The 14,297-nt window shown below is 58.5% G+C and carries 10 protein-coding genes; 7 read left to right on the forward strand and 3 right to left on the reverse strand.

From position 1 onward, the window contains the following. Window positions 1–262 precede the first annotated feature (262 nt). Window positions 263–2,713, reverse strand: coding sequence for a glycogen/starch/alpha-glucan phosphorylase (locus tag ACQKPC_RS15435; protein ID WP_427625398.1), 2,451 nt, complete (start codon window positions 2,711–2,713; stop codon window positions 263–265). A 268-nt stretch (window positions 2,714–2,981) separates the two neighbouring features. Between ACQKPC_RS15435 and ACQKPC_RS15440 the strand changes: the two genes are divergently transcribed. Next, entirely contained in the window at window positions 2,982–3,419 is a 438-nt protein-coding gene (locus ACQKPC_RS15440; RefSeq protein WP_008005123.1) for a YkgJ family cysteine cluster protein, read from the forward strand. A 205-nt stretch (window positions 3,420–3,624) separates the two neighbouring features. On the opposite strand, the gene typA is transcribed toward ACQKPC_RS15440, so the two are convergent. Together typA and thiI are read right to left on the reverse strand one after the other, a co-directional pair. Beyond that, the gene (typA, locus tag ACQKPC_RS15445) at window positions 3,625–5,445 is read right to left on the reverse strand and encodes a translational GTPase TypA (RefSeq protein WP_007907857.1); all 1,821 of its coding nucleotides are present in this window, start codon (window positions 5,443–5,445) and stop codon (window positions 3,625–3,627) included. Window positions 5,446–5,584: 139 nt separating this feature from the next. Further along, on the reverse strand, window positions 5,585–7,039 hold the full coding sequence (gene thiI, locus ACQKPC_RS15450) for a tRNA uracil 4-sulfurtransferase ThiI (protein ID WP_008005335.1): 1,455 nt from the start codon (window positions 7,037–7,039) through the stop codon (window positions 5,585–5,587). A gap of 330 nt (window positions 7,040–7,369) precedes the next feature. On the opposite strand from thiI, the gene glnA reads away from it, so the two are divergent. The 6 genes from glnA (at window position 7,370) to ntrC (ending at window position 13,611) form a co-directional block, all read left to right on the forward strand. Further along, window positions 7,370–8,776, forward strand: coding sequence for a glutamate--ammonia ligase (gene glnA / locus ACQKPC_RS15455; RefSeq protein ID WP_007907861.1), 1,407 nt, complete (start codon window positions 7,370–7,372; stop codon window positions 8,774–8,776). A 135-nt stretch (window positions 8,777–8,911) separates the two neighbouring features. Then, on the forward strand, window positions 8,912–9,460 hold the full coding sequence (locus ACQKPC_RS15460) for a chorismate mutase (protein WP_427625400.1): 549 nt from the start codon (window positions 8,912–8,914) through the stop codon (window positions 9,458–9,460). Between the two features lie 101 nt (window positions 9,461–9,561). Further along, window positions 9,562–10,077, forward strand: a complete 516-nt coding sequence (locus ACQKPC_RS15465) for a DUF4124 domain-containing protein (RefSeq protein WP_427625401.1) — start codon at window positions 9,562–9,564, stop codon at window positions 10,075–10,077. After that, window positions 10,074–10,673 (forward strand): DUF4124 domain-containing protein, encoded by a 600-nt coding sequence (locus ACQKPC_RS15470; protein ID WP_427625402.1) that lies wholly within the window; start codon window positions 10,074–10,076, stop codon window positions 10,671–10,673. Before ACQKPC_RS15465 ends, ACQKPC_RS15470 begins: the two co-directional genes overlap by 4 nt. A 419-nt stretch (window positions 10,674–11,092) precedes the next feature. Then, a complete protein-coding gene (gene glnL / locus ACQKPC_RS15475; RefSeq protein ID WP_427625404.1) occupies window positions 11,093–12,178 on the forward strand; it encodes a nitrogen regulation protein NR(II) in 1,086 nt (361 codons plus the stop codon). Further along, a complete protein-coding gene (gene ntrC / locus ACQKPC_RS15480) occupies window positions 12,175–13,611 on the forward strand; it encodes a nitrogen regulation protein NR(I) (RefSeq protein WP_007897405.1) in 1,437 nt (478 codons plus the stop codon). The genes glnL and ntrC overlap by 4 nt, the downstream gene beginning before the upstream one ends. The last annotated feature ends 686 nt before the right edge of the window (window positions 13,612–14,297 follow it).

The following is a 14,297-nucleotide window of genomic DNA, read 5'->3' on the forward strand; positions in this document are numbered from 1 at the left end:
TGGGGCAAATCCGGGCGATACAGCGTCAACGCTCAGTCTAGTGAGCAGACACCCGGAGTCCAGTGTGAGAGCAGATTGCATCTGCACCACAAATCCAATGTGGGAGCGGGCTTGCTCGCGAAGAGGGCCTGACATTCGACAATGATGTTGAATGTCGGTCCGCTTTCGCGAGCAAGCCCGCTCCCACAAGGGTCAAGTTGGTGCTTAGTATATCGATCAGGCCCAACGGACGTTGGGCCTTGCGCACATTTGTTGCAGAAAGTTACTCCAAAGCCTTCCAGATATCCGTGGCGTACTCGCGAATGGTCCGGTCGGACGAGAACCAGCCCATCCGCGCGCTGCTCAATACCGCCGAGCGCCACCATTCTTTGGAGTCGTGCCAATGAGCCTCGACCCGCATCTGAGCGTTCCAGTAAGAATCGAAATCGGCGCAGACCAGGAAGCGGTCATAGTCCACCAGCGAATCAATCAGTGTGGTGTAGCGGGACGGATCGTCTGGTGAGAACACCCCTCCGCGAATCGCTTGCAACACATCGTTGAGTCGATGGGAGGCGGCAATGTCCGGTGCCGCGCTGAACTCATGGTTGAGCTTGCGCGCTTCCACTTGCTCGGCGCTGAGGCCGAAGATGAACATGTGTTCGACACCAATGCGCTCGCTCATCTCCACGTTGGCCCCGTCCAGGGTGCCAATGGTCAGCGCGCCGTTGAGGCCGAACTTCATGTTGCTGGTGCCCGAGGCTTCGAAGCCTGCGGTGGAAATCTGTTCCGACAAATCCGCCGCTGGAATGATGCTTTCGGCCAGGCTGACGTTGTAGTTGGGCAAGAACACCACTTTGAGCAAACCACGCACGGTCGGGTCGTTGTTGACCACCCGGGCGATGTCGTTGGTCAGTTTGATGATCAATTTGGCTTGGTGATAACTGGCCGCAGCCTTGCCGGCGAAGATTTTCACCCGCGGCACCCAGTCAATTTCCGGTTCGGCACGAATCGCCTGATACAGCGCAACGGTGTGCAGCAGGTTGAGCAACTGACGTTTGTATTCGTGGATCCGCTTGACCTGCACGTCGAACATCGCCGCCGGGTTGATCGCCACCCCCAGCCGTTCATGAATCAGGTACGCCAGGGCTTTCTTACTGTGCAACCGCTGTTCGGCGAACTGTTTGCGAAATGCAGTCTTCTCGGCAAACGGTTCCAGCCCTATCAGGCTTTCTTCGGGGTGATCCAGCAGATCCGGACCGAGGGCGTCGACCATCATCGAAGTCAGCTCGGGGTTGGCCTGGTAGAGCCAGCGGCGGAAGGTAATGCCGTTGGTCTTGTTGTTGATCCGCTCCGGATAGAGTTTATGCAACTCGGAAAACACTGTGCTGCGCATCAGCTGCGTGTGCAGGCCGGACACGCCGTTGACACTGTGAGAACCAAGGAATGCCAGGTTACCCATGCGCACGCGACGACCGTTGTCCTCCTCGATCAACGAGACCGCACGCAACACGTCGAAATCGTGAACGCCCTTGGCCCGCAATGAGTCGATGTGCTGGGCGTTGATCAAGTAAATGATCTGCATGTGCCGTGGCAGCATCCGCTCCATCAAACCGACCGGCCAGGTTTCCAGCGCCTCCGGCAACAGCGTGTGGTTGGTGTACGACAGCGTGTCGACCGTAACTTGCCAAGCCGCATCCCACGCCACGTCATAAACGTCGACCAACTGACGCATCAACTCGGCCACGGCAATCGAGGGGTGAGTGTCGTTGAGTTGAATGGCCGCGTGATCGCCCAGGGTCAGCACCGAGGTGTGCATGTTGCGATGGCGGCGCAACAAATCCTGCAGGGATGCAGCGACGAAGAAGTATTCCTGACGCAGACGCAGTTCCTGGCCGGCCTCGGTGCTGTCCGCCGGGTAGAGCACGCGGGAGATACTTTCGGCCCGGGCCACTTCTGCTACCGCGCCCAGGTGGTCGCCAGCGTTGAAGCGCTCCAGGTGCAACTCTTCCATGGCCCGGGCACGCCACAGTCGCAGCGTGTTGACACTTGCGCCGCGCCAACCGACCACCGGGGTGTCATAGGCAATGGCCCGCACGGTTTCCGCCGGGGACCAGACTTGCCTGGATTTGCCGTTTTCATCGGTCACGGTTTCGACACTGCCGCCGAAGCCGATCGGGTAGGCGACTTCCGGCCGTTCGAACTCCCACGGGTTGCCGAAATCCAGCCAGTGTTCGGTCTGCTCCTGCTGCCAGCCGTCGACGATGGCCTGACGGAACAAACCGTGTTCGTAACGAATGCCATAACCATGGCCGGCGATGCCGAGGGTCGACATGCTTTCCATGAAGCACGCCGCCAGACGCCCGAGGCCTCCGTTGCCCAGCGCCGCATCGGGCTCCAGCAGACGGATGCGTTCGATGTCGACGCCAAGTTCGGTCATGGCCTCGCGAGCTACATCAAGCAGGCCGAGATTGCTCAGGCTGTCATAGAGCAAGCGGCCGATCAGGAATTCAAGGGAGAGGTAATAGACCCGTTTCTGGCCTTTGCGGTAGATCTGCCGGGTGTGGTCCATCCAGTGCTCGACCATGTGATCGCGCGCCGCCAGGGCGATGGCTTCGAACCAGTCGTGGTCGAAGGCGTGATCAGGGTCTTTGCCCACCGCGTAGGTAAGCTTGGTCAAGACGGCGTCGCGGAATGCGGCCACCTCTGCTTCGCGAACAAGTGGTTCTTGAGTCATCGATAAGACCTCGAGCGAGCGTGAAGTTGTCTGAGCCTAGTCGGTCTGACAGACCATTGAGACTCTGGTTCGGCAGTTTTTCCTGTTTGTGCGAGCTATTCGTGTGAGAGAGATCGGCATTAGGTTATCGCGCCCCGAAACAATGCAGGGGCCGTGCCGGACACAGGGATTATTTTGCGCCAAGCGAAAAAATCTGGCGAAAGGTTGTTCAAAAATCCACCAGTCCCGGTATGATCGCGCGCCCTGATGCACACGCTGGTAACAACCGATGATGAAGCCCAACCTGATCGCCGCCGCGGAGATCGATCGCCTCGATACCTGGGCAAAATACTCTGCCCCAATGTGCGGTTCCTGCGTGTCCAGCTGCTGCACCTTGCCGGTCGAGGTCAAGATCAAGGATCTGATCCGTATCGGCATCGTCGACGAATTCGAGCGTGGCGATCCGCCGAAGAACATCGCCAAGCGTTTGCAGAAGGAAGGTATCGTCGAGCGCTATAACCAGAAGTCCGAGATCTTCACCCTTCAGCGCATGAGCAACAACGATTGCCTGTACCTGGATCGCAAGAGCCGTCTGTGCACTATTTATGATAAACGCCCGGATACCTGCCGCAATCACCCGAAGATCGGACCGCGGCCGGGGTATTGCGCGTACAAACCAAAAGAAGTGGTGCGCGAGAACAATCCGCGGACGCTGGACAAGTTTTAAACAATCGTTGAGTTCTTACCATGATCGTTCCCACGCTCCGCGTGGGAATGCAGCCCGGGACGCTCCGCGTCCCAAAGCGGACGCAGAGCGTCCATTGAGGCATTCCCACGCAGAGCGTGGGAACGATCATCAAACCCCAGACAAACAAAAACGCCCCCGACCTTGCGGTCGGGGGCGTTTTTTTAAGCGTTAACTAAGTCGAAACTCAGTTACCAGCTTTCTTGGCAGCGCGGGTACGCTCGCTTTCGCCCAGGATCTTCTTACGAAGACGGATGGACTTAGGAGTGACTTCGCACAGTTCGTCTTCTTGCACGAACTCAAGAGCTTGTTCCAGGGTGAAACGGATAGGCGGAACCAGAGCGATGGTTTCGTCTTTACCCGAAGCACGCATGTTGTCGAGCTTCTTGCCTTTGGTTGGGTTGACGCCCAGGTCGTTGTCGCGGCTGTTGATGCCGACGATTTGACCTTCGTACACGTCTTCACCGTGACCCAGGAACAGTTTGCCGCGAGCTTGCAGGGTTTCCAGCGAGTAAGTCAGCGCCTTACCGGTAGCAACCGAAACCAGCACGCCGTTCTGACGGCCGGACATGTCGCCGGACTTCATCACGTCGTAACGGTCGAAGATCGAGGTCAGGATGCCTGCACCGGAGGTCAGGGTCAGGAACTCGTTACGGAAACCGATCAAGCCACGAGCCGGGATGTTGTACTCAAGGCGCACACGGCCCTTGCCATCCGGAACCATGTTGGTCAGGTCGCCTTTACGGATACCGATCTGTTCCATGATCGAACCTTGCGATTCTTCCGGCAGGTCGATGGTCACGTTTTCGTACGGTTCGTGCTTGACGCCATCAACCATGCGGATGATCACTTCCGGACGACCAACACCCATTTCGAAGCCTTCGCGACGCATGGTTTCGATCAGTACCGAGAGGTGCAGCTCACCACGGCCGGAGACTTTGAACTTGTCGGCGGTGTCGCCTTCTTCAACGCGCAGAGCAACGTTGTAGAGCAGTTCCTTGTCCAGACGTTCCTTGATGTTACGGCTGGTGACGAACTTGCCTTCTTTACCGCAGAAAGGCGAGTCGTTTACCTGGAAGGTCATGGAAACGGTTGGCTCGTCAACGGTCAGCGGCTTCATCGCTTCGACGTTCAGTGGGTCGCACAGAGTGTCGGAGATGAACAGCTGGTCGAAGCCGCTGATGCAGACGATGTCGCCGGCAGCTGCTTCTTCAACGTCGATGCGGTGCAGGCCGTGGTGACCCATCAGCTTCAGGATACGACCGTTACGCTTCTTGCCGTCGGCGTCGATAGCCACAACCGGAGTGTTCGGCTTGATGCGACCACGAGCGATACGGCCAACGCCGATAACACCCAGGAAGCTGTTGTAGTCCAGAGCGGAGATTTGCATCTGGAACGGACCGTCACGGTCGACTTTCGGCGCAGGTACGTTGTCGACGATCGACTGGTACAGCGGAGTCATGTCTTCAGCCATGTCGGTGTGTTCCAGACCGGCAATGCCGTTCAGGGCCGAGGCGTAGACGACTTTGAAGTCCAGCTGTTCTTCGGTAGCACCGAGGTTGTCGAACAGGTCGAAGATCTGATCCAGAACCCAGTCCGGACGCGCGCCTGGACGGTCAACCTTGTTGATGACCACGATTGGACGCAGGCCGGCTTCGAAAGCCTTCTTGGTCACGAAACGGGTTTGCGGCATAGGGCCGTCTTGAGCGTCAACCAGCAGCAGAACGGAGTCAACCATCGACATTACGCGTTCAACTTCGCCGCCGAAGTCGGCGTGGCCCGGGGTGTCCACGATGTTGATGTGGTAGCCGTTCCAGTTGATGGCGGTGTTTTTCGCCAGAATGGTAATACCGCGCTCTTTCTCCTGGTCGTTGGAGTCCATCACGCGCTCGTCGTTGAGCTCGTTGCGCTCCAGGGTGCCGGATTGACGCAAGAGTTTGTCTACCAGGGTGGTTTTACCATGGTCAACGTGAGCAATGATGGCGATGTTGCGTAGATTTTCGATCACTTGTGTATCTCGATCAGAGGATTCGGTGTGCTGACAAGTCTTGGCAGCGATTTACAGTAGAGTCCGGCAAAGCCGTTACAGCTTGACGGCGGCGTCGGGGGGCCGGTGACGCAGGCCACAGGCAAACAGCCCCGGGCACTTAGCTCGGTCGATAAACGCGCACATTGGCATGCCCCTCACTGAGCAAATGGTGGGCATGCAGGCGACTCATCACGCCTTTGTCGCAATACAGCAGGTACTGGCGAGTAGGGTCCAGTTCCTTGAAACGAGCATTCAATGCATAAAACGGCATCGTCTGCACCTCAATGCCAGCGAGTTCCAGCGGCTCGTCTTCAGCGGCATCCGGGTGACGGATGTCGATGATGATCTGGCCCGCCAGAGCTTCGCTGACTTCTTCGATCTGCAAATCCTGGCCCAATTCGTCGATTACGCGATCGATCGGCACCAGTTTGGCGTTCTCGAGCGCACGCTCAAGTACCGCCATGTCGAATTCTTTCTCTTCATGCTCCACGCGCGGACGCTTGGCGTGGGTCTTTGGGTTCACCGAGATGACCCCGCAGTATTCCGGCATGTGCTTGGCGAAATCGGCAGTACCGATTTCGTTGGCCAGGTCGATGATGTCCTGCTTGTGACTGGCGATCAGCGGGCGCAAGACCAGCTTGTCGGTCACGCAGTCGATCACGGACAGGTTCGGCAACGTCTGGCTCGATACCTGGGAAATCGCTTCGCCGGTGACCAACGCTTCGATCTCCAGCCGATCGGCAATACGGGAAGCAGCGCGCAACATCATACGCTTCAAAACTACACCCATATGACTGTTATCGACTTTCCCGAGAATTTCTCCCAGTACTTCCTCGAACGGCACACTGACAAATAACACGCGTTGGGAGCTGCCGTACTTCTTCCAGATGAAGTGCGCGACTTCCATGACGCCCAGTTCGTGGGCTCGCCCGCCCAGATTGAAGAAGCAGAAATGGCTCATCAGCCCGCGGCGCATGATCTGGTAGGCGGCGACGGTGGAATCGAAGCCACCGGACATCAGTACAAGCGTCTGTTCCAGGGCACCCAGCGGATAACCGCCGATGCTGTTGTGCTGGCTGTGGATCACGAACAACCGTTTGTCGCGAATTTCGATACGAACTTCGATTTCAGGCTCTTTGAGCGAGATTCCGGCGGCGCCGCACTGACGACGCAGTTGGCTGCCGACGTATTTCTCGACGTCCATGGAGCTGAATTCGTGCTTGCCGGCACGCTTGCAGCGCACCGAAAAGATCTTCCCGGCCAGGGCGTCACCAAAATGCTGCTTGCACTTGGCGACGATGTCGTCGAAGTCGCCCAACGGGTATTCATCGACCTGCAGGAAATGCGCGATGCCCGGCATGCAGCTCAGGCGCTCGGTCATCTCCTTCAGGGCTTTCGGCTCGCTGACGCGGGTTTCCAGCTCGAGATTGTCCCACACACCGTTCACCACCACAGCCGGGTCCAGGTCGCGGAGCACGGTACGGATGTTTTTAGCCAACTGGCGGATGAAACGCATCCGTACCGGGCGGCTCTTGATGGTGATCTCGGGGAAGACTTTTACGATTAGTTTCATGAAAACAGCGCGCGCTGGGCCAGCCGAAAAAGGGGGGCGCGGATTATAGCGGAAATTGCTCAAGGTTTAACCAGTTAATGTGCAGAAGGTTTTGCGCGCACCAAAACAGGTCATTTATGGAATTCGACGCTACATTACAGGGCGAGGTTTGGCGCTTTTCGAGGCTTTGCACCTTTATAAGCGTGATATTGGGGCAAAAAACCCATGGTGGGGCACTGGCATGCAATTTGCTCCCTTGTGAGGCAGGTTGCCTTGGCAGAGTATTCGCGCCGGCATCACCCACATTCTAAGGGCATCCACTACTAAGCCCGAAGCCACCCGGAGGACACTATGTCGAAGTCGGTTCAACTCATCAAAGATCATGACGTCAAGTGGATTGATCTGCGCTTCACGGACACCAAAGGCACTCAGCACCACGTGACCATGCCGGCTCGCGATGGGCTGGATGAAGCTTTCTTCGAAGAAGGCAAAATGTTCGACGGTTCCTCCATCGCTGGCTGGAAAGGCATCGAAGCCTCCGACATGATTCTGATGCCGGACGACAGCACTGCCGTTCTCGACCCGTTCACCGAAGAGCCAACCCTGATCCTGGTTTGCGACGTGATCGAGCCTTCGACCATGCAAGGCTACGACCGTGACCCACGTGCGATCGCCAAGCGTGCCGAGGAATACCTGAAGTCGACCGGTATCGGTGACACCGTATTCGTGGGTCCAGAGCCTGAATTCTTCATCTTCGACGAAGTGAAGTTCAAGTCCGACATCTCCGGTTCGATGTTCAAAATCTTCTCCGAACAAGGTTCGTGGATGTCCGACCAGGACGTGGAAGGCGGCAACAAAGGCCACCGTCCAGGCGTCAAAGGCGGCTACTTCCCTGTTCCGCCGTTCGACCACGACCACGAAATCCGTACCTCCATGTGCAACGCCATGGAAGAAATGGGCCTGGTCATCGAAGTTCACCACCACGAAGTGGCGACTGCCGGTCAGAACGAAATCGGCGTGAAGTTCAACACCCTGGTTGCCAAGGCTGACGAAGTTCAGACCCTGAAGTACTGCGTACACAACGTTGCTGACGCATACGGCCGCACCGCGACCTTCATGCCTAAGCCTCTGTACGGCGACAACGGTTCGGGTATGCACGTTCACCTGTCCATCGCCAAAGATGGCAAGAACACCTTCGCTGGCGAAGGCTATGCCGGCCTGTCCGATACCGCTCTGTACTTCATCGGCGGCATCATCAAGCACGGTAAGGCTCTGAACGGCTTCACCAACCCGTCGACCAACTCCTACAAGCGTCTGGTCCCAGGTTTCGAAGCGCCAGTGATGCTGGCTTACTCGGCTCGCAACCGTTCGGCTTCGATCCGTATTCCTTACGTGTCCAGCCCTCGCGCTCGCCGTATCGAAGCTCGCTTCCCGGATCCGGCAGCTAACCCGTACCTGGGCTTCGCTGCACTGTTGATGGCTGGCCTGGACGGCATCCAGAACAAGATCCACCCTGGCGACGCAGCTGACAAAAACCTGTACGACCTGCCGCCTGAAGAGGCGAAAGAGATCCCACAAGTTTGCGGCAGCCTGAAAGAAGCCCTGGAAGAGCTGGACAAAGGTCGTGCGTTCCTGACCAAAGGCGGCGTTTTCAGCGACGATTTCATCGACGCTTACATCGCCCTGAAAAGCGAAGAAGAAATCAAGGTTCGTACCTTCGTACACCCACTGGAATATGAGCTGTACTACAGCTGCTGATCCGGTAGCGCCGCGCTACGCGGCGTGACAAAAGAGAGGCCTCCTTCGGGAGGCCTTTTTTTGTGGGCGAACGTCTGTCATCGGATACCCGGTTGCGTGCATCATGACTTTCATCCGATAAAGCCGAGATGCCCCATGCGCCTACGTCCATGCCTTGCCCTGCTCACCGCCCTGCTGGCCAACAGCGCTTTTGCCAGCCCGGCACCTGCAGCCCTCGCCCCGTTGCTTGGCACCATCGAAGAACGCCTGGCGATTGCCGATCAGGTCGCGCTGAGCAAATGGGACAGCGGCAAACCTGTCGAAGACCGGCAGCGCGAGCGCGAGGTGATTGCCAGCGCCGTCGCCCTGGCACCAGCCTATAAACTGAGCAACGAAGCCGTCGAACAGTTCTTCTCGGCACAGATCGAGGCCAACAAACTGGTGCAATACGCGCACCTGTCTGACTGGCATGCCCAAGGCAAGGCGCCCAATGATCCTCGCCCCGATCTCATCGGGCAGATCCGCCCACAACTTGACCGGTTACAAAAACGCCTGCTGCAACAACTGGCCGATTTCAGCCCTTATCGCAACGACCCGCAGTGCCCGTCCTGGCTGGCCAAGGCCAATAAAACCGGCGCCCACGCGCCATTGCGCGAGCTTGCCCAGGTACGCGCCACCGCCGAGTTGTGCAGCGCCAACCGCTGAGCCGACCTGCCGATGTGCGCTGAAGTGCTCTATGCTCAGCGCTTAGTCGCCATGAACGGAACAGGGCCGGACACTTGCCCAACGGCCAATGGAAGCCTGCAATGCGCTCATTGTTGTTATGCCTGCTTGTGCTGATCGCCCTGCCCGCCGCCGCGCAGATCTACAAGTACACCGACGCCAACGGCAACACTGCGTACAGCAATCAACCGCCCGATGGCGTAAAGGCTCACCCCGTGGAGCTGCCACCGCTCAACAGCGTCGAGCGTCAACCTCCGAGCGAGCCTGTAGCGCCTGCGCAAGCCAGTAGCCGCGAACAGCCCAACAGCGCCTATCAGGTGCTGGAGCTGACCGGCTTGCCCACCGAAGAAGCCTTGCGCGCCAATAACGGCACGTTCACGGTCAGCGTATTGATCCAGCCGCGCCTGCAAGGCTCTCATCGGTTGCGGCTGTTACTGGACGATCAACCCTACGGCCAACCGAGCAACGTCCCGATCCTGCAACTGGTGAACATCGACCGTGGCGAACACCGCCTCGCGGTTCAGGTGATCGATGGGCAAAACGTGGTGCAGCAGAGCCCCACCGTGACCTTCACCGTACAACGGGTGCATAAGCCTTGAGGTGCTGGCTGTTGGTCGCATGCCTGATCAGCCTGCCAGCAATGGCCGAGGTTTTCACCTACATCGACGCCCAGGGCAATCGGGTCTTCACCGATCAGCCAGGCACCCGTAATGCCAAGCGTGTACCACTGGCGACCAGCAATCGGATGTCGGCCAACCCGAGCAGCACCGCGCCAATGACGGCCACGAAAGCCAAACCACTGTTTCATTACGACATGCTTCGTGTGCTGGTGCCGGACCCGGATGCCACGATCCGTAGCACTGCCGGTGAATTAATCGTCAGCGTTACCAGCGAACCCGGCCTGCAACAGGGCCATCGCTATCGTCTGCTGCTGGATGGCCAACCCACCGCCGAGCCCGGCCCGAGCCCGGTGTTCGCCCTGAGCAACATCGATCGCGGCAGCCACAACCTGTCGGTGGAAATCCTCGACGAACAGGGCCGCACCGTCGAACGCACGGCCAATCAACCCTTCCACATGCAGCGCATTTCCCTCGCGCAGAAACGTCAGGTCAAACCCTGCGTCCTTACCGACTACGGCCAACGGCCGGAATGCCCCCTCAAAGACAAACCCGAAGAAGAAAAGAGCTTCTTTTAGCGCTAACGCCGGCCAGTTAAGACATAGAACCTGTGGGAGCGTGGCTTGCCCGCGAAGAACGATGACGCGTAATACCTGAAAAACCGCGGTGCATTCTTCGCGGGCAAGCCTCTCCCCCACAGAATTCTCGTCGCTCAAATTTCTTCGCCACAGTTCTGCAGCTTGGCCCGGGCTCTTCTGCTTCTTTTACTTCGTTCAGGTTTGCGCACTATATTGGTGCAATAGAGTGCACAGTACTCACACCCCAACCCATTTTGGTTCGAAAGTACTCGCAAAAGCTGGCAGAACGCCACGCAAATGAGTGTCAAACGCCTGTTTCAGGCTCTAAACGCTTCTTTTCGGAGCCTTGGTTTGGTTTTTGCATTTTCCTCGTATCGGCGCGTTATTCATGCGCATGCCCTGCTCCAAAAGAGGTCCTGATGACCATTAGCGACGCACTACACCGCTTGCTACTCGACAACCTGACCACCGCAACCATTCTGCTCGACGCCGAACTGCGCCTTGAGTACATGAACCCGGCGGCGGAGATGCTGCTGGCCATCAGCGGCCAGCGTAGCCATGGGCAGTTCATCAGTGAGTTGTTCACCGAATCCACCGAAGCGCTGAACTCCCTGCGCCAGGCAGTCGAGCAGGCGCACCCGTTCACCAAGCGCGAAGCGATGCTCACCGCCCTCACCGGCCAGACCCTGACCGTCGACTACGCCGTGACACCGATCCTGAGCAATGGCAATACGCTGCTGTTGCTTGAGGTTCACCCGCGTGACCGCTTGTTGCGGATCACCAAGGAAGAGGCGCAGCTGTCGAAGCAGGAGACCAGCAAGATGCTGGTACGCGGCCTCGCCCATGAAATCAAAAATCCGCTCGGCGGGATTCGTGGCGCGGCTCAGTTGCTCGCCCGTGAATTGCCGGAAGAAAGCCTGCGCGACTACACCAACGTCATCATTGAAGAAGCCGATCGCCTGCGCAATCTGGTGGATCGCATGCTCGGCTCCAACAAATTGCCGTCACTGGCCATGTGCAACGTTCACGAAGTGCTGGAGCGCGTAGGTCAGTTGGTGGAGGCAGAGAGTCAGGGCTGCATCACTTTGGTGCGCGACTACGACCCAAGCATTCCGGATGTGTTGATTGATCGCGAACAGATGATTCAGGCCGTCCTGAACATTGTGCGCAACGCGATGCAGGCCATCAGCAGCCAGAACGAGCTGCGCCTCGGCCGCATCAGCTTGCGTACCCGCGCCATGCGCCAGTTCACCATCGGCCACGTGCGCCACCGCCTGGTGACCAAGATCGAAATCATCGACAACGGCCCGGGGATCCCCGCCGAGCTGCAGGAAACCATCTTCTTTCCCATGGTCAGCGGCCGCCCGGACGGTACCGGGCTGGGCCTGGCCATTACCCAGAACATCATCAGCCAGCACCAGGGCCTGATCGAATGTGAAAGCCATCCAGGCCACACCACGTTCTCGATCTTTCTGCCACTGGAACAAGGAGCCACATCGACATGAGCCGTAGTGAAACCGTGTGGATCGTCGATGACGACCGTTCTATCCGTTGGGTCCTGGAAAAAGCCTTGCAGCAGGAAGGCATGACCACGCAAAGCTTCGACAGCGCCGACGGCGTGATGAGCCGCCTGGCGCGCCAGCAGCCGGACGTGATCATCTCCGACATCCGCATGCCGGGTGCCAGCGGCCTGGACCTTCTGGCACGGATTCGCGAACAGCACCCACGACTGCCGGTCATCATCATGACCGCGCACTCCGACCTGGACAGCGCTGTCGCGTCCTATCAGGGTGGCGCTTTCGAGTATCTGCCCAAGCCATTCGATGTCGACGAAGCGGTGTCACTGGTCAAGCGCGCCAACCAGCACGCTCAGGAACAGCAAGGCCTGGAAGTCCCGGTCGCCCTGACCCGTACGCCAGAAATCATCGGCGAAGCGCCGGCGATGCAGGAAGTGTTTCGCGCCATCGGGCGCTTGAGTCACTCCAACATCACCGTGCTGATCAATGGCGAATCCGGTACCGGTAAAGAACTGGTGGCCCACGCCCTGCACCGTCACAGCCCACGGGCGGCCTCGCCGTTCATTGCGCTGAACATGGCGGCGATCCCCAAGGATCTGATGGAGTCCGAGCTGTTCGGCCATGAAAAAGGCGCCTTTACCGGCGCGGCCAACTTGCGTCGCGGGCGTTTTGAACAGGCTGACGGCGGCACACTGTTCCTCGATGAAATCGGCGACATGCCGGCGGACACTCAGACGCGCTTGCTGCGGGTATTGGCGGACGGCGAGTTCTACCGTGTCGGCGGTCATGTGCCGGTGAAGGTCGATGTGCGCATCATCGCCGCGACTCACCAGAATCTGGAAACCCTGGTGCACGCCGGTAAATTCCGTGAGGACTTGTTCCACCGCCTCAACGTGATCCGCATCCACATTCCACGGCTGTCGGACCGTCGCGAAGACATCCCGACCCTGGCCAAGCACTTCCTCAGCCGCGCCGCGCAAGAACTGGCGGTGGAACCGAAGTTGCTGAAAAGCGAAACCGAGGAATACCTGAAGAACCTGCCGTGGCCAGGCAACGTGCGTCAGCTGGAGAACACCTGCCGCTGGATCACGGTGATGGCTTCGGGTCGCGAAGTGCACATCAGCGATCTGCCGCCAGAGCTGCTGAGCCTGCCGCAGGATTCGGCACCGGTGACCAATTGGGAGCAAGCACTGCGTCAATGGGCTGATCAGGCGTTGGCTCGCGGTCAGTCGAGTCTTCTGGACAGTGCCGTGCCAGCCTTCGAGCGGATCATGATCGAAACAGCCCTCAAACACACCGCCGGCCGCCGCCGCGATGCCGCCGTGTTGCTGGGTTGGGGCCGCAATACCCTGACGCGCAAGATCAAGGAATTGGGGATGAAGGTTGATGGTGGGGATGATGATGAAGGGGATGAGGGTTAAGCAGCCTTGATCGTTCCCACGCTCTGCGTGGGAATGCAGCCCGGGACGCTCTGCGTCCCTGCCGAAGCGGACGCAGAGCGTCCATTGAGGCATTCCCACGCAGAGCGTGGGAACGATCCTCACAGTGGGTTTTCAGTGTGTTCACTATTCTGTGAACACCATTGAACCCTGTGGGAGCGAGCCTGCTCGCGATGCTTTTGGAGCCATAGTGCACCGACTGAATGCACCATGAACCGCAATCGAGCACGACAACCGATCCAAAACCCCGCCTCCATCTGCAAGAAAAACCATATCGCAGAAATACAAAAGCCCCGAATTACGGGGCTTTCAGCGCTGCTGGGCGGCTTTCTGTTGCAACTTGTTAAAAACTGGCACGCCCCCTGCAATAGTCCATTCAGTGATTCGATTCACTACCCAGTTTCGGGGACCTTGGTACAGGCAGGCCGGGGATTCCCCTCTTTACACCGGGCTCATACCGCAATTGCGACGAGCCCATCCCGTTTTGGGGTCCTTGGTACAGGCAGGCCGGGGATTCCCTCTTTACACCGGGCTCACGCCGCAATGCGCGAGCCCTCCCGTTTTGGGAACCTTGGTACAGGCAGGCCGGGGATTCCCTCTTTACACCGGGCCCACGCCGCAATGCGCGAACCCTCCCGTTTTGGGAACCTTGGTACAGGCAGGCCGGG

The sequence above is a fragment of the Pseudomonas sp. NPDC089918 genome (assembly GCF_050280605.1).
Taxonomy (GTDB): domain Bacteria; phylum Pseudomonadota; class Gammaproteobacteria; order Pseudomonadales; family Pseudomonadaceae; genus Aquipseudomonas.